Consider the following 22,746-nt stretch of genomic DNA (forward strand, 5'->3'; position numbering starts at 1 on the left):
GGCAGAACGGGTACGGAACCTTTCGCAAAAGGATGGCATATGTTGACGCGCAAGCAACTGGAACTGTTGGATTTCATTCGGGTACGTATGGAAGCCGAAGGTGTTCCCCCTTCTTTTGACGAAATGAAGGTGGCGCTTGACCTGCGGTCCAAATCCGGCATTCATCGCCTTATAACGGCACTGGAGGAACGCGGTTTCATTCGCCGTCTTGCACACCGCGCTCGCGCAATTGAAATCGTGAAGTTGCCCGAGGCGATGGACCGGCCCGGCTTCAGCCCTCGCGTGATCACGGGGGACCGCCCCGAACAGCCCAAAGCCGCGATGCCCGTCGAAGCGGTCTATGCAGTGGATTTGCCTGTGATGGGCCGGATCGCGGCCGGTGTGCCGATCGAGGCTATTCAGGACATCTCGCATCACGTTTCGGTGCCCGGTTCCATGGTCTCGGGCAAGGGCCAGCATTACGCCTTGGAGGTAAAAGGCGATTCGATGATCGAGGCGGGCATCAATGACGGCGATATCGTTGTAATCCAGGAACAGAGTACGGCCGAAAACGGTGATATCGTGGTGGCATTGGTTGATGATGCCGAGGCCACACTCAAACGGTTCCGGCGTCGCGGATCCATGATCGCGCTGGAGGCCGCAAATCCGGACTATGAAACCCGTGTTCTTCCCGATCATCAGGTCAAGGTGCAGGGCCGTCTGGTCGGCTTGATCCGCAGCTACTGAGTTGAATTGGGCAGGTAAAGTGTAAATGCTGCGCTGCGTTCGTAGCTGGTCCAAAGACGGCTTTGGGTTTTGGTTGGCACCGCGTGCAGGCTGCCATCAGCCTGCGCCCAGAGTGCAAGCGGGCCCGTTGCGCGCAGTTTGTCGGAGTCTATGACCTGGCAACCCTCGGGTGCAGGGACTGTTGTTTTTCTGGCAACGATTATCAGATCTGCGTCCAAACAGGCCTCCTCGACCCGCCCCTCTGCGCCTTTTCCTTTGACCTGCGCCAGCCGCCAGCCGCCAAAGGAGAACCGCCGCATCCGCGCCTCTCCCTCAAATCCGTTTCGCAACGCGGTCTGTTCCTGATCCGCAAGGTCACCATCATTTTCCAACCATTGGCGGGCGGTAAACCCTGCCCCTTTTGGCGCTGAAAGTACCCGCCCCATAGATGTTTGCAGTCCGATCAACCCGCCATCGGCGCTGATCAACAGTGGCGGGCGTTCTGTTTGGGACCAAAGCACAAAGGCAAATGCCATCGGAGCCAGCCCGAAAAACCGGACCCGCCCGCGCCATAGCACCAGCCAGAGCGCGCCAAGTGCCAAAATCGGCAAAACCTGCCATGGGGGGCTTGGCACCGCCCGCACCGCCCCTTCCCATCCGGCGACCATTTCGGCCACCGACAAAATCCAGGCCGTACCTTTGCCCATGACCCAAAGCGCAGGCCCTTCAAGCCCCAATGGCGCCAGAACACCGGCAAGCACGGCGGCAGGCATTACCGCGAACCCCATGACCGGCACCGCCAACACATTCGCGGCAAGCCCATAGCCCGCCACCCGGTTGAAATGTGCCGCCGCAACCGGTGCCGTCGCCAGCCCCGCCAAAAGCGAGGTGAAAACCACTGTCGCCAAAGGGGCCACCCAGAACGGCAGACGCCGCCCCTGTCCGCGCAGCGCCGAATAGCCCGCGATCAGCGCGACCGTGGCCGCGAAAGACATCTGGAACCCCGGCTCCAGCAAGGTTTCCGGTTGCATCAGCAGCAAAACACAGGCCGCAAGCGCCACCGACCGGATCGATAGCGCCCGCCTGTCAAACAGCACTGCGCCAAGCATTACGGCGACCATGACAAAGGCCCGCTCCGTCGCGACATTGCCGCCCGAAAGCGCAAGATAAGCCGCCCCCGCCAAAAGCGCCAAACCTGCCGCGACCTTCTTGGATTGCACCCGCAGCGCCAAGGGCGGAACCAAGGCCAAGCCATAGCGCAAAGTGGCAAAGATGAACCCCGTCAGAAGCGCCATATGCAGCCCCGAGATCGCCAGCAAATGCGACAGATTAGCCGCGCGCAGATTTTCTTGCGCCTCGCGGCTCATGCCTGCGCGGTCCCCCGTCACCAAGGCAGCCGCAAAAGCGCCGGGATCCCCGGGCAGTTCTGCCTCCACGGCGGCGCGCAGTTTAGCGCGAAAACGGTTGACCCATTGGGCACCAGAGGCGGGCGGCTCCAGCAATAAAACCGGCACACGGGTATAGCCCACCGCGCCCAGCCGGTCGAAAAATGCCATACGCCGGAAATCGAACGCCCCCGGTTCCACCGGGCCTTCGGGGGCGGAAAGATGGGCGGTGGCGATCACTCTCTGCCCCGGCTCCAGCGCGACAAAACCCTGTTGTCCGTGCAATGAGATGCGCACCCTTTCCGGTGTTCGGCTTGGGGAGGTGCGCTCCAGCACAACGCGGTCCAATGTCAACCGCATCATATCCGATTGAGAGCGGTCAATAGAGACAATCCGCCCCTCAACCGCGCCATAATAGCGAAACCCAAGGATCGGCGCATTGACCAGATGCGCCCGCGCGCCCGCCGCCAGCATCCCCAAAATGACACAAATCATCACCACAACAAAAGGTTGCGCCAATTCCGGACCACGACGGTGAATTATGATACCCAGCAAAACGGCCGCCACAAGACAGGCATAATGCCAAAAAACCGGCTCTTGCGGCAGGGAAAACCAGAGGCCGACACCCACACCGATAAAAACCGGCACCCAGACAAACAAAAAGCCCCGCGCATGCGCGAGCGCCAAAACCGGCATAAGGGCCAGCGCGCGCAGCCTGTCCACCTTGTCTCTACCCCCGCGATTGCCTAGACGTAACTCAAGCCTATATCGATTATGGTTTCTGAAAGGTTAATATCAATGTCCGCTGAACGTCCCGTTGTCACCCGCATCGCCCCTTCACCCACCGGCTATATGCATATCGGTACGGCACGGACAGCCCTATTCAACTGGCTGTTTGCACGCGGGAATGGCGGCAAGTTCTTGTTGCGCATCGAGGATACCGACCGCGAGCGCTCTACCCCCGAGGCGACGGATGCGATTTTGCGCGGCATGAAATGGCTTGGCCTTGATTGGGATGGCGAGGCCGTCAGCCAGTTCGAGCAAAAAGACCGCCACGCCGAGGTCGCGCATGAAATGCTCGCGCGGGGGGCGGCCTATAAATGTTTTGCCACCCAAGAGGAAATCGAGGCCTTCCGGCAGGCGGCAAGCGCGGAGCAACGCTCTACCCTTTACCGCAGCCCCTGGCGCGATGCCGACCCTGCGACCCATCCCGATGCGCCCTATGTGATCCGCATGAAGGCACCGCAAAGCGGCGAAACCGTGATCGAGGATGCCGTGCAGGGGCGTGTCACCTTCCGCAACGATCTGTTGGACGATATGATTGTTCTGCGCTCTGACGGGACGCCGACCTATATGCTGGCCGTGGTTGTGGACGATCATGATATGGGCATCACCCATGTGATCCGGGGCGATGACCATCTGAACAATGCCGCGCGCCAAACCATGGTCTATGAGGCCATGGGCTGGGAGATCCCGGTCTGGGCGCATATTCCGCTGATCTTCGGTCCCGATGGCAAGAAACTGTCGAAACGGCACGGCGCCACCGGGGTGGAGGAATATCAGGCGATGGGTTATCCGGCGGCGGGAATGCGCAATTACCTGACCCGTCTGGGCTGGGCGCATGGCGATGATGAGTTCTTTAGCACCGAACAGGCAAAAGAATGGTTCAACCTTGAGGGAATCGGTCGCGCGCCCGCACGATTGGACTTCAAAAAGCTGGAAAACCTGTGTGGACAGCATATCGCCGCCAGCGATGATGCTGCGCTGCTGCATGAGCTGGAGGGCTATCTTGAGGCTGCAAAATTGCCCCCGCTTACTGCGCCACAACGTGACCGGCTGCTGCGGGCGATGTACTGCTTGAAAGACCGTGCCAAGAAGTTCCCAGATCTTATTGAAAAGGCTGAGTTTGCCCTGAATTCCCGTCCGGTTCAGCCGGATGAGGCTGCTGCAAAGAACCTTGATGCAGTATCCCGTGGTATACTGAGAACATTGACGCCGCGCTTGCAAAATGTTAGCTGGTCCAAAGAAACACTGGAGCCAATTTTGACTGACGCCGCCGCCGAGCATGGTATCGGCTTTGGGAAATTGGCAGCACCGTTGCGCGCCGCACTGGCGGGCCGCACCGCAACCCCCAGCGTTTATGACATGATGTTGGTATTGGGCCGCGATGAAACACTTGCCCGACTGGAAGATGCTGGCTGATCTGGCTTGCCGGTTCCTTTTCGGGAAATGCGCCCCCAGAGGACTTTAAAACAAAGGTCGGGATAGATTCTGTCCCACCTCAACAGAAAAGAGGGATACACATGGCGGAAAAGACAGGTACGGCACAGCTAACGATTGGCGAAAAAACCTTTGACCTTCCGATGTATTCGCCCACCCTCGGGCCGGATGTCGTTGATATCGCAAAGCTTTACGGACAGGCGGATGTTTTCACCTATGATCCGGGCTTTACATCCACCGCGGCCTGCCGAAGCGCGATCACCTATATCGACGGCGACAAGGGTGAATTGCTCTATCGCGGATATCCGATCGAACAGCTGGCGAAGGATTCGCATTTTCTGGAGGTCTGCTATCTGCTGCTGTTTGGCGAATTGCCCGACAAGGCCCAGATGGTGGATTTTGAAGAGCGTGTGACCAGACATACGATGGTCCACGAACAGATGAACAACTTTTTCCGCGGGTTCCGTCGTGATAGCCACCCGATGGCCACAATGGTTGGCGTTGTTGGTGCGATGTCGGCCTTTTACCACGACAGTCTTGACATTAACGACCCTTGGCAGCGTGAGGTTGCGGCCATCCGCATGATCGCAAAACTGCCGACGATCGCGGCGATGGCTTATAAATACTCGATCGGGCAACCCTTTGTGTTCCCGAAAAACTCCTTGGATTACTCCAGCAACTTCCTGCATATGTGCTTTGCCGTTCCGGCCGAGGAGTATGTCGTTGATCCGATCCTGTCCAAAGCCATGGACCGGATCATGATGCTTCATGCTGACCATGAGCAGAACGCATCGACCAGCACCGTGCGTCTGGCCGGTTCCTCGGGTGCCAATCCCTTTGCCTGCATCGCGGCCGGCATTGCCTGCCTTTGGGGCCCTGCACATGGTGGCGCAAACCAGGCCTGTCTGGAAATGCTGCGCGAGATTGGCACGGTGGACCGTATCCCCGAATTCATCGCCCGCGCCAAGGACAAAGATGACCCCTTCCGCCTGATGGGCTTTGGTCACCGCGTCTATAAGAACTTTGACCCGCGGGCGACCGTGATGAAGGAAAGCGCCGACGAAGTGTTGGAGTTGATGGGGATCCACAACAACCCAACCCTGCAAGTTGCCAAAGAGCTGGAACGGATCGCGCTTGAGGATGATTATTTCATCTCCAAGAAGCTCTATCCCAACGTCGACTTCTATTCGGGCATCATCCTTGATGCGATGGGCTTCCCGACTGCGATGTTCACACCGATCTTTGCGCTTTCGCGGACGGTTGGCTGGATTGCGCAGTGGAAAGAAATGATTGGCGATGATGAGCAGAAAATCGGCCGTCCACGCCAGCTTTATGTCGGCGAAACCTATCGCGACTACAAACCGGTCGACGAGCGCTAAAAATTCTACGGCGGCCTCAACGGGCCGCCGTTTTTTTGCTGACTGCCCCCGGATTTTAACCGCCAGACCGATCCTTGGAGGGCGTAATAGCAGGACAGATGCCGTGACCCTTTTCACACCGAAATCGCTGGCTGATATTCCAAACCGTGAGACACTCTTTTCGATGTCGGGGTTGGAGTTTTTACAAGCCACCCTCGAAGGGCGCCTGCCCCATGCGGCTATCGCGACCTTGATGAATGCGCAGCTGACAAGCGTAGCCCCTGGGCGCGTCACATTTCATGCCATCCCAGAATTTGAACATACCAACCCGGTCGGCGCCGTTCATGGCGGCTGGTATGGCACTTTGCTTGACAGTGCGTTCGGCTGTGCTGTGATGACATCGGTGCCAAAGGGAAAATGGTATACGACGTTGGAATATAAGGTGAATATTACAAGGGCGCTGCCCCTTGGGATGAAAGTGATCGCCGAAGGGGTGCTTGACCATTCCGGGCGCAGCACCGCGACGGCACATGCAACAGTCAAAGGTGCCGAGGATGGCAAGCTTTATGCCAGCGGTACCACCACCTGCATCATTCTTGATCGCTAAGGCTGACGCAGATGGCCGGGTGCAATCCTGGGTCGCCGCCCCCAACGCGATTTATGTGCAAGGGCGCTGGGGTGAATGCGCTCTGTCGGATCGACCCCGACAACCCGCCGCCTTCGCAGCAAAAACAGCGCACCGAAACCGCGCCAAGTGCCAACCGATGGGGCGTCGACGTCGCACGGAAAGCGGTCTTTCCAACCATCGGGCAGCGCAAGGCCGCAGGCCTCTGTCCGCTCCAGCATCCAGACCAGAGGAATATTTGACAAGGGGCGCGCCGCAGGCCGGTTGCCGATCTGGCCACCGATATCGGCATGGCTGCCGCGAAACCACATCTGTTCGATATTACCGGTCCAATTGGGCGGACATGTCCATAGCACCGGCGTAAACACCACCCGGGTTTCATGAAGGGCCAGCGCATGAAACCCGTGTTTGATGGAATGGCCAAGCGCATCATTATGAAAAGCGTGCTCTTGTTCGGTCAGCGTCCACAAGAACGGCAAGCGGACCCCCAGTGCTTTGACCGTATCCCAGACCCCCACCATCTCTATCGGCACCGCCTCATGACAAAACTGGCGGGCAAAGGCCTTGGCAGCAGGGCTGCGGGGATCATTTTGATAATGCCGATAGGCCTGCCGTACGTTGCGCTGGGTGGCATGCTCGCGCCGCAGCAGGCCAACCTGATCAATTACCCCCGCCAGCGATCGCACAGCATAGGCCCCCCGCGAATAACCCAAAAGATAGACACGGTCCCCAGGCCGGTAATGGCTTGCCAAAACCCCGTAGGCACGCCGGATTTGCCGGTTGATCCCCCGCCCGCGCGCGACATCGGCAAGATGCGCCCATTCCACCCATTGCACGCCCGGCTCATAATAAAGCCTGCGATCCGCCCCCAGGCCTTTTTCCGCCAAAAGTTTGAAAAGCAACCCTGCATTGGACTCATATCCCGCATCCAAAGAGGACAGCGTGCCGTCCAGAATAATGATATGGTCAACCCGCCCCCGAACCGCCTGCGCCCCCTGCGCCCTTGAGATCACGGGCCGGACGTATCGAAACCAGGACTGTATGCGCGTAAGAAGTGACAGAGTGTAGGCCTTCCTTATAAAAGTATCATCGGTTAACCGTAGATCCTGATTGGTAAAGGATATCTCACCATAAACAACATCTGCTGGATTTTCTGCCCCCGGTCGACGTAAAACAGGGGCGCGACAGGTCGCTTTCATGCCGATTATGGCAGTTGACGGAACAAGTAGAAAGGCCGGGCGACATGACATCACCTTTCGCAAGGCGGCCCTCCTTGCCGGGATTTATCACCTTGGTCACGCTTGTCATCCTTGCGGCAGGGTATCTGGCCTATGGGTTTGCCCTGCGCGGTGCCATGCAAGAGACCGCCCGACGGGGCGACAATACGTTGCAGCTTGCGACAACATCGCTGCGCGGCAAAATGGAACGGTTTGAGCGTTTGCCGCAATTTCTTGCTGGTCAGAGCCTGATAAAATCCATCGCCCAATCCCCAAGGGATGAAGCGCTTGTGGCGCGAACGAATGCCTATCTGAAGTCCACCCAGCAGCTTTTGGGGGCCTCTGATATCTATTTCATGGATAAAGGCGGCCTAACACGCGCTGCCTCCAATTTTGACAGTGATATCTCTTTTGTCGGGGGGGATTTCGGGTTCCGCCACTATTTCACCGAGGCGATCAAGGGCGGCTTGGGGCGGTATTTCGCGCTCGGGACCACCTCGGGCAAGCGGGGCTATTATTTTGGCGCGCCGGTTACGGCCCAAGGAGACATTGCCGGGGTGCTGGTGGTCAAGATCGACCTCGACGCGGTGGAGCAAGACTGGATCGGTTCTGATGATGCGCTGATCGTGACAGATGCGGACGGGATCATTTTCTTTTCCTCACGCCCGGAATGGCTTTATACCGCCTTTGCGCCGCTAACACGGGCCAAGCAACTTGCGTTGATCAAAAGCCGTCGTTACGGGGCTGTGCCGCTTTCGGGTTTTCCGCTGAAGGCGGGGCAAGAGGTGGCGGGGCAAACCCTTTTGACGGTGCAGACGGCCAAAGCTATCTTGCGCTGACTCAGTATATGGCCGAAGCGGATTGGACCATTCGGGTGATGCTGGATGCGGCCCCTGCCAAGCGGCAGGCCGTGCTGGTTGCGGTGATGATGATGCTTGCGCTTGGGCTTGGGATGATGGCGCTGGCGGCGGTGTTGCAATACCGCGCGCGGCTGCAAGAGCGTATCACCCTGCAACAAGCCGCCCGCAATCAGCTGGAGGCGCGCGTGAAGGAACGGACAAGCGAGCTTGCATTCGTCAACGAGCAGCTCGGCGCCGAGGTGATTGAACGGCGCATCGTCGAGCAGAACCTGCGTCAGGCCCAAACCGATCTGGTGCAGGCCGCCAAGCTTGCGGCCTTGGGGCAGATGTCGGCCGCACTGAGCCATGAATTCAACCAGCCGCTGGGGGCGGCGCGCACCTATGCCGACAATGCCAATGTCCTGATCGCGCGGGGGCGTCTGGACGAAGCACGCGGCAATCTGGACCGAATCCTGTCGCTGATTGACAGAATGACCTCTATCTCCAGACGTCTGCACAGTTTTGCGCGCGCGCCGGGACAAAAGCTGGGGCAAGTCTCGGTTGCCGATGCGGTCGAGGCCGCAAGCGAAATCGCACAATTGCGGCTGCGAAGTGCAGAGGTGACGCTGGAGGTCGCGCTTGCCGATAACCTGCCGCTGGTGGTGGCGGGGCCGGTGCGGTTGCAACAGGTGCTGGTGAACCTTCTGACCAATGCCGCCGATGCCGCGGAAACAGCACAGGACCGCCGTATCCATGTCACTGCCCAAAGGGTCGGCACAGGCGTGCACCTGTGCATCCGCGATCATGGTGATGGTGTCCCCTCCGGGCTGACAGAGCGCATCTTTGATCCGTTCTTTTCCACCAAGGGGGTGGGGAAAGGTCTGGGTCTGGGCCTGTCCATCAGCTATAACATCATCAAGGATTTCGGTGGCATCTTGCGGGTAGAAACCGCCGATGACGGGGGGGCGGTATTTGTGATCGAATTGCGTGCTGTTGAAACCGGGGAGGCTGCGTGATGTGGGGGCGCATCTTCATCGTCGATGATGAGCCGGATCTGCGCGCCTCGGTCGTGCAGGCGCTGGATCTTGCAGGCTTTGACACACGCGACTTTGCCCTCGCCGACCGCGTGCCCGAGCTTGTCAGCTATGGGTTTCCCGGTATCGTTCTGACTGATATCCGCATGGCAGGCATCGACGGGTTAAGCCTGATGAACCGGATCCACGCCATTGACCGCGATATTCCTGTGATCCTGATGACCGGCCACGGCGATGTGCAACTTGCGGTACGCGCCATGCATGAGGGGGCGCATGATTTCGTGCAAAAGCCCTTTTCAACCGAACAGTTGATAAAGATCATCAGTCGCGCGCTGGATGTCCGCAGGCTTGTGATTGAGAACCGGACCCTGCGCGCCGTCGCCGGGCAGGTTGACGATCTGGAAACACGGTTGGTCGGGCGGGCCAATGCAATGATTGACCTGCGTCGCCGTCTGCGCACGCTGGGACCATCCGAAGCAGATGTGTTGATCGTGGGCGAAACCGGATCGGGCAAGGAGGTGGCTGCCCGCGCGCTGCATGATCTGTCGCCCCGCGCGCAGCGCCCTTTTGTGACCATCGATTGTGCCAGCCTGCCTGCGGATCTGATCGAAAGCGAACTTTTCGGTCATGAGGCAGGTGCCTTTCCCGGTGCGATGCGTCCGCGCTATGGCCGCTTTGAACATGCGCGCGGCGGCACGATTGTGCTGGATGATATCGCCTCGATGCCGATGGCTGTGCAAGGCAAGCTGCTGCGTGCGATCGAAGGCCGGGTGATCACGCGGCTTGGCTCGAATGAAGATTACGCGCTGGACGTGCGTTTCATGACCACCAGCCGCGTCGCATTGGAGGCAGAGGTGGCTGCGGGGCGGTTCCGCGCGGATCTGCTCTACCGGCTGAATGTGGTGACCTTGCGCGTGCCTTCACTTGCGGATCGTCGTGAGGATATCCCCCTGCTGTTCATGCGACTGCTGGCCGAGGCCGCGGCCCGCCACCGCGTAGAGCCGCCCATCGTGCCGCCTGCCTTTATCTCTGCGCTTACGTCGCGCGTCTGGCCGGGAAATGTGCGGGAGTTGCGCAACCTTGCGGATCGCTTTGCGCTTGGCCTCGGGTTTGATCACAGCGATGACCAGACCCGCCGTGCCGAGAAACTATCCGATAAGGTGGCCGATTTCGAACGCCAAGAGATAGAGGCTGCCCTTGCCGCCCATCGGGGCCATCTGCGCCCTGTCTATGAAACACTGGGGTTGTCGCGCAAAACCCTGTGGGAAAAGATGCAGAAATACGGAATCGACAAGGCGAAATTCAGTGCCAGCCCGCCGACCGAAGGCTAGACCTGCACCAAATTGGGCGGATTTTCACACATCCCAGCCCAAAGATGTTACGGTTTCCACACAAATCCTTTCAATAGCCGGTTTTTCTTTGTCATGTTAATGTGTCAATGGTTGAAACAGCGCCCTGCCCTCTGCCCTAATACCCCATGCGTTTATCACTGGCTGCCCTTCAGCCGTGATTGTCGCGTCAGACATATATTCCTTGGGAGGAAATCATGAGTTTCACAAAACTGACGGCCTTGGCCGTGGTGGCATCATTTGCCTTTTCCGGCGTTCAGGCACAAGAGGTCGACAAGACCGGTTGGCCGAACTCCATGACCATCGGTACGGCCAGCCAGGGCGGCACCTATTTCGTCTATGGCAACGGTTTTGCCTCTTACCTGAATGAAACGCTTGGTCTTGCTGCAACAGGTGAGGTCACCGGCGGCCCGGTCCAGAACGTTACCCTGGTGGAAACCGGCGACCATCTGATGGGGCTTGTGACCATGGGTCCGGCCTATGATGCCTGGAACGGTAAATCCGAGCTGGCCCCGGGTCTGGAGCATAAATCCGTCCGTGCGCTGTTCCCGATGTATCAAACCCCGTTTCAGGTGGTCGCGCTGAAATCCAGCGGTATCACCAGCGTTTCCGATCTGGCGGGCAAACGTGTCTCGGCCGGTCCCGCTGGTGGCACCGCAGGCACCTATTGGCCGCTGTTTCTTGAGGCGCTTGGCGTAGAGGCGACCATTTCCAACGCAGGCGCATCGGATGCAGGCGGGCAGTTGAGCGATGGTTTAATCGACGCCTTTGCTTTTGCTGCGGGGATTCCGATCTCGGCTTTTGCGGAACTGGCAGCACAGCAAGATGTGGTCATGTTCGGCTTTAATGATGCTGAGATGCCAAAGATCCTTGAAGCTTTTCCCGCTATGTCGCCTTTGACCATCAAAGCGGGCACCTATTCAGGTCATGACTATGACCAGACGACGGTCGCGCTGTGGAATTATGCGATCGCCCATAAGGATATGCCCGACAGCCTGGCTTATGAGATCACCAAGTTGGCCTTGGACAATCCCGAACGCATGGTGCAAATCCACTCTGCGGCCAAGGAAACCTTGCTGGAAAACTGGAACACGAACAGCTTCATGACCTTCCATCCCGGCGCGGTGAAATACCTTGAGGAAAAGGGTGAAACCGTTCCTGACAATCTGAAGTAGGCGAAAACAGGGTCCGGGCATTTGCCTGGACCCGCTGCCTTTGCGGCGCCTTTTGGCCCGGCCGCAGTTACCCGTTTCAACCATAGTTCCCCGGGGAGGAAAAAGATGACCGCCACCGAAAAGGATGACGCCGGTCCGGCTCTGATTGCCGACGGCGTTGACGCCGAAATCTATACAGGCAACCAGCGCATTCCGATAGGAACCACACATCTGGTGATTGCCGGTCTTTGCGTGCTTTACACGATGTTCCATGTGGGGGTGATGAACCTTTACCCATTGGAGCCGTGGGTCTACCGGCTTATCCATGTCGGCGGGGGGCTGGCGCTTGCCTTTACGCTGTTTTCCTCGGGCATGTTCAATGCCGACACCCAAGCCCCGCAACAGCGGATGGCACAACGCAGCTATATCATGCTGCTGGCACCGGGGGCTGTTGCGGTTACGCTGGCCCTTCTGACAGTGATTTCCTTTTATCTCAGCGATGCGGGTATCAGCCAGGCTTCGGGCAAAACCGACGGGGTCTGGTCCTTTGGCTATCCGCTGGTCGCGGGCAGCATCTGGCTGATGGTCATGGGCTGGGTCGTGCCGGGGCGTGATCGTAGCCGCATCGACCTGGCCGATGTGTTTCTTGCGCTGGCCGCGGTGGCGGTCGCACTTTACATCATCTATCACGCGCCATTGCTGCGGCTGCGTGCGGGTACGGGGCTTGCCAAGGACGCCGATATGCTGGCAGCGCTCGCCGGTGTTATCCTGATCCTAGAGGCCACACGCCGCCTTGCGGGGCTTGCGCTGGTGCTGATCGCCGCTGTGTTCATTATCTACAGTTTTGTCGGCCCGTGGTTGCCCGGCATCTTGCAGCACCGTGGCTATTCGATGTCGCGGTTTTTCACCTATATCTATACCGACCAAGGGATTTTGGGGCCAACGACGGCGATTTCCTCGACCTATATCATCCTCTTCGTGGTCTTTGCCGCCTTCTTGCAAGCCTCGCGCGTGGGGGAGTATTTCGTGAACTTCGCCTTTGCTGCAGCGGGCGGGCAGCGTGGCGGGCCGGCCAAGGTGGCGGTGTTCGGATCGGGCCTGATGGGCATGATCAACGGCACTTCGGCGGGCAATGTGGTGGCGACAGGGTCACTGACCATCCCCTTGATGAAACGTGTGGGCTACAAACCCCAAACCGCCGCGGCGGTTGAGGCGGCTGCATCCTCGGGCGGGCAAATCTTGCCACCGATCATGGGGGCCGGTGCCTTTATCATGTCGGAAATCACCGGCATCCCCTATTCCGAAATCGTCATTGCCGCGATCATCCCGGCGCTATTGTATTTCGCCAGCGTGTTCTTCAACGTCGATATCTATGCCCAGAAATTCGGGATGAAGGGCCTGCCGCGCGAAGAGTTGCCGCAGTTCAAGAAACTGGCAAAGCAGGTCTATCTGTTCTTGCCGATCATCATCCTGATCACGGCGCTGTTCCTGAACTATTCAGTTATTCGCGCAGGTACGCTTGCCATGGCCTCGGCGGCGGTTGTCAGCTGGTTGACGCCCTATAAGATGGGCACGCGCTCTATCCTTTATGCTTTTGAGATCGCAACCAAGATGAGCCTGCAACTGGTCGCCGTTTGTGCCGCCGCAGGGATCATCGTGGGCGTCATTGCCCTGACAGGGATCGGTACGCGGTTTTCCTCGCTCTTGCTGGGGCTGGCCGATCAAAATCAGGTGGTTGCATTGTTCTTTGCAATGATCGTGTCGATCATTCTGGGGATGGGCATGCCCACCACGGCGGCCTATGCGGTGGCGGCCTCGGTGATCGCGCCCGGGTTGATCCAGATGGGGATTGAGCCGCTGACCGCCCATTTCTTCATCTTCTACTTTGCCGTGATGTCGGCGATCACCCCGCCGGTCGCACTTGCCGCCTATGCAGGGGCTGCCATCTCGCAATCCGACCCGATGAAGACATCCGTCGAAAGCTTCAAGATGGGGCTGGCGGCCTTTGTCGTGCCCTTCATGTTTTTCACCTCGCCGGCTTTGCTGATGCAAGGCACCGGCGGCGAGATTGCCCATGTGGTGATTTCCGCAGGCTTTGGCATCTTCTTGTTGTCGAGCACGGTTCAGGGTTGGTATTTTGGCAAGCTGTCCACCATCTTGCGGATCGTGTTGTTGGCGGCCGCGATGGGTATGATCGAGGGCGGCTGGATCACCGATGGGATCGGGCTTGCAGCGGCAATTTTTGTCTGGGCATTGCAAAAGAAGTTTGTGACACCCAAGACCATGGCCCGAGGATTGGACTGATACGCATCCTTAAACAAAAAACGCCGCGCCCTTATAAACAGGGGCGCGGCGAAAGTAACAGGTTTTCCCTTACCCAAGCCGGGGCATTGCTGACCTCATGCCTAGGCTTTTGGCGTCCCGCCCTCACCAATGTCCCAAAAGAGACCCGCCATCACCCGCAACGCGTCACGGCTAAGCGATTTAAGCACATGCTCATTCGGCGCATGTTGGGAACACCCACGATAGGAATGCGGCACCCAGACCGTCGGCAGGCCCAGAATATCGACGAAACTGTCATTGGGAAGCGACCCTGCGAGGTTGGGCAAGACATGCGGTGGCTGACCGGCGGTCTCCTCAATGGATGAGGTTACAAAGCGCACCCAAGGGTGCTTTGGGTCCAGCCGCGTCGCGGCAAAGAAACCGCGGTCATGTGGGCGGATCTCAATCGCCTCGAATCCATGCGCATCCAGATGACGGCGCAGGGCCGGAAGGATATCTTCTGGCTCAGTGCCCACGACATAGCGCAATTGGCAGGTTGCGCGTGCCGTATCAGAGATCGCATTCACCGGCGCCTCAGGCACGCCGCTGGTCATCGCCAGAACCGCAAAGCTGTTCCAGCCATAGACGCGTTCGGCGGGGGTCAGGCTTTCCTCCCCCCAATCGACATCCACGCTCGGCCCCTCGCCGCCCGCAACCGGCAAACCATGCAGGGCCGCGCGGATATCATCGGTCAGGCTGTCGGGGCGCCATTCGGCGATCTGGATCTGACCCCGCCGGTCAACGATTGTCGCCAAAGCATGGGCCATGATCGTCGCCGGATCAGCCAGCAAGCCCCCCCAGTTCCCCGAATGATGCGCCCCTTCGCGCAGGGTCAGCACAAGGTCGAAACTGACCCCGCCCCGCGATCCCATGAATACGGTCGGCACCTCCGGCTGGAGGCGCGGCCCATCCGAGGCAATCAGCACATCGGCCGTCAACCGGTCCTTATAGCTGTGAAAGACATCCGCAAGCCCGCTGGAGCCGACCTCTTCGCTCATCTCGATAATAACGCGCAGGTTGAAGCCAAGCTTGCCGCGCGCGGCCAGAACCGCCTCAAGCGCTGCGATATTAATCAGATGCTGGCCCTTGTTGTCGGCGGTGCCGCGCCCGTAAAGCCGGTCGCCTTCCTCCACCAGATCAAAGGGCGCAAGGCCTTCGCGCCACATCCCCTCTTGTGCGCGGATCACATCGCCGTGGCCATAGGTTAGAACCGTGGGCCGATCATCGCCTTCGCGCCGCTCTCCGATCAAAAGCGGGCCGCCGCGCGGGTCGGGATTGGCGATGATCTCGGTCGTCACGCCAAGCGCGGTCAGCCGCGGCTGCACCACCTCCTCCAGATAGCGCATCAGCTCGGGCGCGGCCTCCGGGTTCTGGCTTTCGGTCGGATAGGCCACAAGCGCGGCCAGATCGTTTTGAAAGGCGCCCTTGTCGAAATAACTTGTCACGGTATCAATTGCAGTTTGGCGGCTCATGGCTCACTCCTCTTCAAGGGCTGCGTCACCCCATGGCGACATGATCTCGGTGCAGCCGGAATTCAGATCCCCCTCGCGCATAACCCCGGCAGGGCAGGCAAAGGCATAGGGGAAGACCGTGCGCGGTGCGGTGACAACCTCATGGGTCTTGCGCAATGCGACCAGCACCTCGGGGGTATGGTCCTCATCGGCAACGACCTTGGTCCCGCCCGATACATCGATGCGCGGATGGTGAAAGGCCGCCTCTACATCCATGCCGAAATCCGCCACGAATGAGGCCATCTGGGTCATGGCCGAGACGATCTTGCGCCCGCCCGAGGCCCCGAAGGCAATGCGTTTGCCGCCCGCCTCTCCCAGAATGGGGCAGACGTTCATCAAACAGCGCTTGTCCGGCCCCAAAGAGTTCGGCCGCCCCTGAACCGGATCGAACCACATGATCCCGTTGTTCATCAGCAATCCGGTCGAGGGCGAGACCACGCGGCTACCAAAGATCGACAACAGGGTTTGCGTTTGCGAGACCATATTGCCCGCACTGTCGACGACCGAGAAATGTGTGGTACAGCCGGGGGCCTCGGGGCTTTCGCCGTCATCGCCCATCTTGCCAAGTCGCGCGGCATAGGCATCCCTCAAAGCATCCGCATAGGCCGCAAAAGCCGCAGGTTTGTCGCCCAGATCCCGCCCTGCCAGTTCCGACATCGCATGGGCAAAGGTCGGACCGGCCGTCAGCCCGCCCATGACATTGAAAACCGCATCGCGGTAGGACACCCGCAGCGGGGCCTGCATCTCGGCACGGTAGGCGCGCAGATCGTCATGGGTCAGATAACCGCCCTTGTCCTGCACATCCTGCGCCATGCTGGCCCCCAGATCGCCATCATAAAGCGCGCGCGCACCGTCGCGTGCGATGGTATCAAGGCTATCGGCCATCCGGCTTTGATCCAGCCGCTTTTCGGCCAGCGCAGTCCAGCCCGAAATCGTCGGCCATTGCCCGTCCTCAAGGAAAAGCGCCGCCGCATCCTTGTCCTGCGCCAAGGCACGGGTCGCGGAGGCGATGATCAATGCGGCATACCAATCGACAAGCAGCCCTTCGCGCGCATGGGCAACCGCTGGGGCAAGCAATTCCGCCCAAGGCATCCGCCCGAAACGGGCATGGGCCTGACCAAGCCCGTCAACCACGCCGGGCACCGCAATCGCCTTGGCACCTTGAACGTTCACATCGCCCACGACCTTTTCCCATGGGAACAAGTCCCCCGCGACACCTTCACCCGAGAGCGGGAAATCCGCAACGCGCAGCCCTTTGGGCGACCGCATCCCGTAGTTCAGCGCAATCGCCTCTCCCTCACCTGCGCGCCAGAGCATCATCGCGCCCCCGCCCGCAGGGCCGCTCATCCATGGCTCCAGCACGCCGATCACAAAAGAGGTCGCAACCGCCGCATCAACCGCATCCCCCCCTGCCCTCAGAACCGCGGCACCGGCCTCTGCCGCCAGACGGTGCTGTGAGGCCACCACCCCGCCCTTGATTTTGATGACAGTCTTGCGGGTTTGCATCGTGCGCGACAGGCTGGAGGCCATGGAGGTATTCCTTGTGGTTTAGACAGAGAGATTTTCGCGGTACATTGTGCTTTCGGGATCATGCAGATGACATTCCACATGCCCGCTGGCGGTGGGTATCGGACGCGGCGCCTTGGCCTTGCATTCCGCCTGCGCAAAGGGGCAACGCGGGTGAAAATGACAGCCCGACGGCGGCGAGATCGGATTGGGATAGGCCGCGCCTAGCTGGGTATCAGGCACACCCTGCGACGGGTCCGGCGTCAGCACAGAGTTCAGCAAGGCCCGCGTATAGGGGTGGCGCGGGGTGGCAAAGAGCTCCTCGACATCCGCCTCTTCGACGATACGGCCCAGATACATCACCGCGACACGTGTTGCCAGATGTTCGATCACCGCAAGGTCATGGCTAATGAACAGATACGTCAACCCAAAGTCATCGCGCAAATCATTGAGAAGGTTCAGGATCTGGCTTTGCACGGAGACATCCAGCGCCGATGTCGGCTCATCGCAGATCACGATTTCGGGGCGCATGATCAGCGCGCGCGCGATGGCAACACGTTGCCGCTGACCGCCCGACATCTGACTTGGATAGGTGTTCAAAACCCGCGCAGGCAGGCCCACCAGTTCAAGCGTTTCGCGCACGGCTTTGGCGCGGCTTTCGGCATCACCAACCCCGTGAACACGCAACGGCAACGACACAATATCGGAGATTGTCTTGCGCGGATTAAGGGATGAATAGGGATCCTGAAAGATCGGCTGGATACGTTTGGCAAGCGCAAGCCGATCCTGCCCGCCGATCGCATCGCCGTCGACCAGAACCTGACCCTCTGTGGGCGCCTCCAATCCCAAAAGGATTTTAGCCAGTGTCGACTTGCCGCAACCGGATTCACCGACAAGACCCAAGACCTCGCCGCGACCCAGCTTCAACGACACATCATTGACCGCTTTCAACGGTTTCGGTTTGCCAAACAGCCCCTGTTTTACACGGTATGTTTTGGCGACATTTTTTAACTCGAGGACAGGTGCGCTCATGCGGGTTCTCCTTCGGCAGCGCGGGCGCCATCTGCGTGAACACATAAAAACTCATGCGGGGGGGTGCCGCGTTCGGGAATTTCGCCGCGGCAGGCCTCAACAACATGCGGACAGCGGGTGCGGAAGGCGCAGCCCTGCACTTCGCCGATCAATGAGGGCACGATGCCCGGGATCGTTCCCAGCTTCTCCCCCCGTTTGGTTTTGCCCGGCTGGGGAATACAGTGCAGCAAGCCGCGGGTATAAGGGTGCATCGGCGCGCCGAAAACCTCGCTGGCGGGGCCGGTTTCAACCAATGCGCCCGCATACATGACGCCAACCTTATCCGCGACCCGCGCAACAACGCCCAGATCATGGGTGATCAGGATCATCGCCACATCCATCTCTTTGGTCAGATCGACGAGCAAGCTGAGGATCTGCGCCTGAATGGTCACATCCAGCGCGGTTGTCGGCTCATCCGCGATTATCAGCTCCGGCTCACACATCAGGGCCATGGCGATCACGACACGCTGGCGCAAGCCCCCCGACAGTTGGTGGGGATATTGGCCCAAGCGGCTTGCGGCCGCGGTAATGCCGACCTTTTCCAACAGCTCTACTGCCCGCGCACGGGCCTCTTCATTGCTGACCTTGCGGTGCAGGCGCAGGGCCTCAACCAGCTGGTCACCAATGGTATAGGCGGGGTTGAGCGAGGTCATCGGCTCTTGAAAAATCATGGCGATGCGATTGCCGCGCAGGGTGCGCATCTGGCGTTTGGAGGCCCCGATCAGATCAACCCCGTCGAAATCCAGCGTTTGGGCACTGCGGCGGATGTTTTTCTCCAGCAGCCCCATGATTGCAAGCGATGTCAGCGACTTGCCCGAACCGGATTCCCCGACGATGCAGAGGGTCTCCCCCTTGTGCAGGTCAAAGTCGATCCCCCGCACGGCATGAAGCGTACCGCTTGCCAATGGGATATCCAGCGTCAGCCCACGCACGCTCAGCAGGGGTTTTGCGTTCTCTTGAAGTTGGCTCATAAGTTAGCTCCGGCTTTCGGGGGCAGTCACATCACGCAGCCCGTCACCCATAAGGTTGATCGCAAGCACCAGTACAAACAGCACAACACCCGGGATCAGGACCAGCCACGGCTCGAACAGCATCATGTTCTTGCCCTCGCTGACCATAAGGCCCCAGCTTGGTGTCGGCGGCTGTACCCCCAGCCCGAGGAAGGACAGCGCCGCCTCCAGCAAGATCGCATGGGCCATTTCCAAGGTGACGATCACGATCAGGTTGTTCACGATATTGGGCATGATTTCCGACAGGATCACCCGCGGCGTCGAGGCCCCGATGGCCTGCGCGGCAGAGACATATTCACGCTGTCTGACCTGCAGGGTCGAGGCGCGCATGACCACGGCAAAGCGGTCCCAGAGCAACAGGCCCAGAACCCCGATCACCACCTGCAAAGAGCCGCCCATAATTGCAACAACAGCCAAGGCCACCAGCACCACCGGCATCGCAAGGCGCACATTGATCAGAAAGGTGACTACCGCATCAACCTTGCCGCCGAAAAAGCCGGCCGCAACGCCCATTGCCGTTCCGATCACGCCAGAGATCAAGGCCGCAACACCGCCGATTAACAGCGAGACCCGCGCGCCATAGATCAAACGCGAAAGGTAGTCGCGCCCCAGATGGTCGGTCCCCAAGGGATGCTCCCATGTGCCGCCCATAAAGATGGGCTTGACCATCCGGTTGCCGAGGTCTTGCAGATAGGGGTCATGCGGTGCCAACACCGGCGCAAGGATCGCAACCACCACCAAGAGCAGGACAACACCCAGCCCGAAGAGCAATCCCATATGCCCCCGCACCCGCTTGCGCAGGATCTGGCGCGGTGTCGGGCCGCTGATTTCTTCGAGAAGCGGATCGATTGTGGGTTGAAGTGCCATATCAGGAACTCCTCATGCGGGGGTCAAGCCATGCGTTCAACACGTCGGCCAGAAAGGTGAAAATGATGTAGAACATAGAGAAAATCAGAATCAGCGCCTGCACGGTCGGAAGGTCGTTGCGCGCGATGCTTTCCCACGCCAGATAGCCCGCCCCATGCAGCGCAAAGACGGATTCAACCACGATAGAGCCGCCCAGCATGAAGCCCATCTGAACCGCGGCAAGGCTGACCACCGGGATGATCGCATTGCGCAGCGCATGTTTGAACAAGACACGCCCCTCGCCCGCCCCCTTGGCACGCGCGGTGCGGATGTAGTCGGAGTTCAACACCTCCAGCATCCCCGCACGCGTCAGGCGCATGATCGCAGGCATCGCGTAATAGCCCAGAACGATTGTCGGCATGATGAAATGCTGCCATGTCGACGCCCCCGAGGGCGGCAGCCACCGCAGCTTGATCCCGAACAGAACGATCAGGATCAGACCGAACCAGAAGCTCGGCATCGCCTGCCCCGCAACAGAGAGAAACAATGCGATACGGTCAATGATCGAATTGGGCCGGATCGCCGCAACCACGCCCAAAGGCACTGCGGTCAGCAAGGCAAAAGTGATCCCGCAAACGCCCAGGGTCATCGTCACCGACAATCGGTCGGCAATTAGGCTGGCAACCGGAAGTTTGAAATAATAGCTCTCGCCGAAATCGCCGCGCAGGGCCTGAAACAGCCACTCGCCGTATTGCACCAGCATGGGCCGGTCAAAACCGTAGAGACGGCGGATCGCCTCGATATCTTCGCCACTGGCGGTTTCACCCGCAAGAGCTGCGGCCGGATCACCCGACAAGAACAGAAGTGAAAAGCTGATGAAGCTAACCGTAAAGGCCACAAGGGCCGCGAGGCCAAGCCGCTTGAGTATGAATGGCAGCATTGTTTGCTGTCTCCTTGCCGGATTTTGCGAGGGCTTTCGTTGAAAAGAAAAGGGCCCGAAACGCCGCACAGACACTTCGGGCCCGACTCCAGACCTTAGTTCCAGCGCATGGTTGTAAAGCGCAGAACCTCATCCGCCGTTGGTGTGTAATCCACCTCGGGGCTGGTCACATAGTTGGTGTTATAGCTGAACATCGGCGCCCAATAGGCCTCATCCGCGATGCGGGTCAGGGCCTTGGTGTAATATTCAAGCCGCGTTTCCGGCACATTGGACTGGTCGGCCACATCAAGCCATTCCAGCACTTGATCATCGCGCGTGGAATCCAGGCTGCCATGCTTGAAGAACTGGCTGACCATGGCCGATGCGTCATTAATCGAATAGCTGCCCCATGTCTGGAACGACAAAGGTACATCACCTTTCATGTTCAGCTCACGCAGGGCGGAATATTGAAGCATCTTGAAATCGGTCTTGATGCCGACCGCGTTCAGATAGCTGGAAATTGCCTCGGCATAATCGCGGTCACGATACGCATAGAACGGGGTTTCAAACCCGTTGGGATATCCCGCCTCGGCCAGAAGTTCCTTGGCTTTGGCCGGGTCATAGGGATAGGTCGTCACATTCTGGTCGCAACCGAACTGGCTGGGGAAACAGGGCGTCCAGACGACCTTGGATTCGCCCTTCAACAGGTTGTCGACAATCGCATTGCGGTCGATGGCATAGTTGACGGCTTGACGCACTTTGATGTCCTGAAACGGGTTCGGGTCCATGCTGGAACGGCCCGCCGCATCCATGGACAGATAGCCCACGCGCATCGTGGATTCGTTCGAGACCACGAATTGATCGCCCATCGCCGCCAGCTTTTCGGCCTGATCCGCAGGCACTTGCCAAATCAGATCAAGCGAGCCGGAAAACAGCTCTGCGATCTGGGTGTTCACATCGGGGATCGTGCGGATCTCAATCCGGCCGATCGAGGGCTGGCCTTTGGGGCTGTCATGATAGTTTTCGTTCTTTTCCAACACAAATTTCTGGCCGGGGACCACTTCGACCACCTTATAAGGGCCGGTGCCAACAGGTGCGAGCCCCATGCCCGACGGGCCAACCTCGGCGTAATATTCGGCCGGATAAATCGATACAGGACCGGAGAGGAATTCGATCGCGGCCGGAAAGACCTCTTTGGTTTTGATGCGAACGGTGAAATCATCGACCTTCTCGGCCGATTCCATCCAGTTCACATTGCGCTGTGTCTTTGCGCCGTTCTCTTCTTTGGCAACAAAATTGACGGTTGCGACAACATCATCGGCACTGAAGGCATCGCCATTGTGAAAGGTGACACCCTCACGCAGCGTCAGCTCCAGCGTCTTGTCGTCAATCCATTCCCAGCTTGTCGCAAGGTTGCCCTTGTATTCATTTGTGATCGGATCACGGTAGATCAGCCCGTCCCAGACCGCGCGCTGCATGACGACGCCTTCGCGCGAAGAGTTGAAATAGCTGTCAACGTTTTCAAGCTCTTTGGTATAGGCAACACGCAACGTGTCATTCGCCTTATCCGCCAGGGCCACCCCGGAGGTTGCAACAGACATGGCGAGAGCAAGAGCTGTCGTCTTCAAATAAGCAGCTTTCATCTGGTTTCCTTCCTTACCGCAGGCGGTCTGCG

18 protein-coding genes are annotated in these 22,746 nt (G+C 59.1%); 9 read left to right on the forward strand and 9 right to left on the reverse strand.

What is annotated here, in order from left to right:
- Positions 1 to 39 precede the first annotated feature (39 nt).
- On the forward strand, positions 40 to 726 hold the full coding sequence (lexA, locus tag AKU94_RS05725) for a transcriptional repressor LexA (RefSeq protein WP_050526351.1): 687 nt from the start codon (positions 40 to 42) through the stop codon (positions 724 to 726).
- On the opposite strand, the gene AKU94_RS05730 is transcribed toward lexA, so the two are convergent.
- The gene (locus AKU94_RS05730; protein WP_232295691.1) at positions 720 to 2,813 is read right to left on the reverse strand and encodes a ComEC/Rec2 family competence protein; all 2,094 of its coding nucleotides are present in this window, start codon (positions 2,811 to 2,813) and stop codon (positions 720 to 722) included. The genes lexA and AKU94_RS05730 overlap by 7 nt on opposite strands.
- A 75-nt stretch (positions 2,814 to 2,888) precedes the next feature.
- Here AKU94_RS05730 and gltX point away from each other — a divergent pair, with 75 nt between their 5' ends.
- The 3 genes from gltX to AKU94_RS05745 all read left to right on the forward strand — a co-directional run bounded on the left by gltX (position 2,889) and on the right by AKU94_RS05745 (position 6,275).
- A complete protein-coding gene (gene gltX / locus AKU94_RS05735; protein ID WP_050526352.1) occupies positions 2,889 to 4,292 on the forward strand; it encodes a glutamate--tRNA ligase in 1,404 nt (467 codons plus the stop codon).
- Between the two features lie 101 nt (positions 4,293 to 4,393).
- Positions 4,394 to 5,689, forward strand: a complete 1,296-nt coding sequence (locus AKU94_RS05740) for a citrate synthase (protein ID WP_050526353.1) — start codon at positions 4,394 to 4,396, stop codon at positions 5,687 to 5,689.
- A gap of 103 nt (positions 5,690 to 5,792) precedes the next feature.
- The gene (locus AKU94_RS05745) at positions 5,793 to 6,275 is read left to right on the forward strand and encodes a PaaI family thioesterase (protein WP_408633670.1); all 483 of its coding nucleotides are present in this window, start codon (positions 5,793 to 5,795) and stop codon (positions 6,273 to 6,275) included.
- Here the strand turns inward: AKU94_RS05745 and AKU94_RS05750 are convergent.
- Entirely contained in the window at positions 6,272 to 7,306 is a 1,035-nt protein-coding gene (locus tag AKU94_RS05750) for a DUF2235 domain-containing protein (protein WP_232295692.1), read from the reverse strand. The genes AKU94_RS05745 and AKU94_RS05750 overlap by 4 nt on opposite strands.
- A gap of 230 nt (positions 7,307 to 7,536) precedes the next feature.
- Between AKU94_RS05750 and AKU94_RS19960 the strand changes: the two genes are divergently transcribed.
- The 5 genes from AKU94_RS19960 (at position 7,537) to AKU94_RS05770 (ending at position 14,190) form a co-directional block, all read left to right on the forward strand.
- Positions 7,537 to 8,349 carry a cache domain-containing protein gene (locus tag AKU94_RS19960; RefSeq protein WP_198144846.1) on the forward strand — a complete coding sequence of 271 codons (813 nt, stop codon included), beginning with the start codon at positions 7,537 to 7,539 and terminating at the stop codon, positions 8,347 to 8,349.
- Positions 8,350 to 8,357: 8 nt separating this feature from the next.
- Positions 8,358 to 9,365 (forward strand): sensor histidine kinase, encoded by a 1,008-nt coding sequence (locus tag AKU94_RS19965; protein WP_198144847.1) that lies wholly within the window; start codon positions 8,358 to 8,360, stop codon positions 9,363 to 9,365.
- Positions 9,365 to 10,714 (forward strand): sigma-54-dependent transcriptional regulator, encoded by a 1,350-nt coding sequence (locus AKU94_RS05760; RefSeq protein ID WP_050526354.1) that lies wholly within the window; start codon positions 9,365 to 9,367, stop codon positions 10,712 to 10,714. Before AKU94_RS19965 ends, AKU94_RS05760 begins: the two co-directional genes overlap by 1 nt.
- Positions 10,715 to 10,929: 215 nt before the next feature.
- On the forward strand, positions 10,930 to 11,907 hold the full coding sequence (locus AKU94_RS05765; protein WP_050526355.1) for a TAXI family TRAP transporter solute-binding subunit: 978 nt from the start codon (positions 10,930 to 10,932) through the stop codon (positions 11,905 to 11,907).
- Positions 11,908 to 12,012: 105 nt separating this feature from the next.
- Entirely contained in the window at positions 12,013 to 14,190 is a 2,178-nt protein-coding gene (locus AKU94_RS05770; RefSeq protein ID WP_050526356.1) for a TRAP transporter permease, read from the forward strand.
- 101 nt (positions 14,191 to 14,291) lie between these two features.
- Here the strand turns inward: AKU94_RS05770 and AKU94_RS05775 are convergent, their stop codons facing one another.
- From AKU94_RS05775 to AKU94_RS05805, 7 genes are all read right to left on the reverse strand, one after another.
- On the reverse strand, positions 14,292 to 15,680 hold the full coding sequence (locus tag AKU94_RS05775; protein ID WP_050526357.1) for a M20 family metallopeptidase: 1,389 nt from the start codon (positions 15,678 to 15,680) through the stop codon (positions 14,292 to 14,294).
- Positions 15,681 to 15,683: 3 nt separating this feature from the next.
- Positions 15,684 to 17,249, reverse strand: a complete 1,566-nt coding sequence (locus AKU94_RS05780; RefSeq protein ID WP_050526358.1) for a gamma-glutamyltransferase family protein — start codon at positions 17,247 to 17,249, stop codon at positions 15,684 to 15,686.
- An 18-nt stretch (positions 17,250 to 17,267) separates the two neighbouring features.
- A complete protein-coding gene (locus tag AKU94_RS05785) occupies positions 17,268 to 18,257 on the reverse strand; it encodes an ABC transporter ATP-binding protein (RefSeq protein ID WP_050526359.1) in 990 nt (329 codons plus the stop codon).
- Positions 18,254 to 19,267: an ABC transporter ATP-binding protein gene (locus AKU94_RS05790; protein ID WP_050526360.1), complete on the reverse strand. Its 1,014-nt coding sequence runs from the start codon at positions 19,265 to 19,267 to the stop codon at positions 18,254 to 18,256. Before AKU94_RS05790 ends, AKU94_RS05785 begins: the two co-directional genes overlap by 4 nt.
- Positions 19,268 to 19,270: 3 nt before the next feature.
- Positions 19,271 to 20,173, reverse strand: coding sequence for an ABC transporter permease (locus AKU94_RS05795; RefSeq protein WP_050526361.1), 903 nt, complete (start codon positions 20,171 to 20,173; stop codon positions 19,271 to 19,273).
- 1 nt (position 20,174) lies between these two features.
- Entirely contained in the window at positions 20,175 to 21,092 is a 918-nt protein-coding gene (locus AKU94_RS05800) for an ABC transporter permease (RefSeq protein WP_050526362.1), read from the reverse strand.
- Between the two features lie 95 nt (positions 21,093 to 21,187).
- Positions 21,188 to 22,672 (reverse strand): ABC transporter substrate-binding protein, encoded by a 1,485-nt coding sequence (locus AKU94_RS05805; protein ID WP_408633672.1) that lies wholly within the window; start codon positions 22,670 to 22,672, stop codon positions 21,188 to 21,190.
- Positions 22,673 to 22,746: the final 74 nt, after the last annotated feature.

Source organism: Pseudorhodobacter aquimaris (assembly GCF_001202025.1).
In the GTDB taxonomy this organism is placed as follows: domain Bacteria; phylum Pseudomonadota; class Alphaproteobacteria; order Rhodobacterales; family Rhodobacteraceae; genus Pseudorhodobacter; species Pseudorhodobacter aquimaris.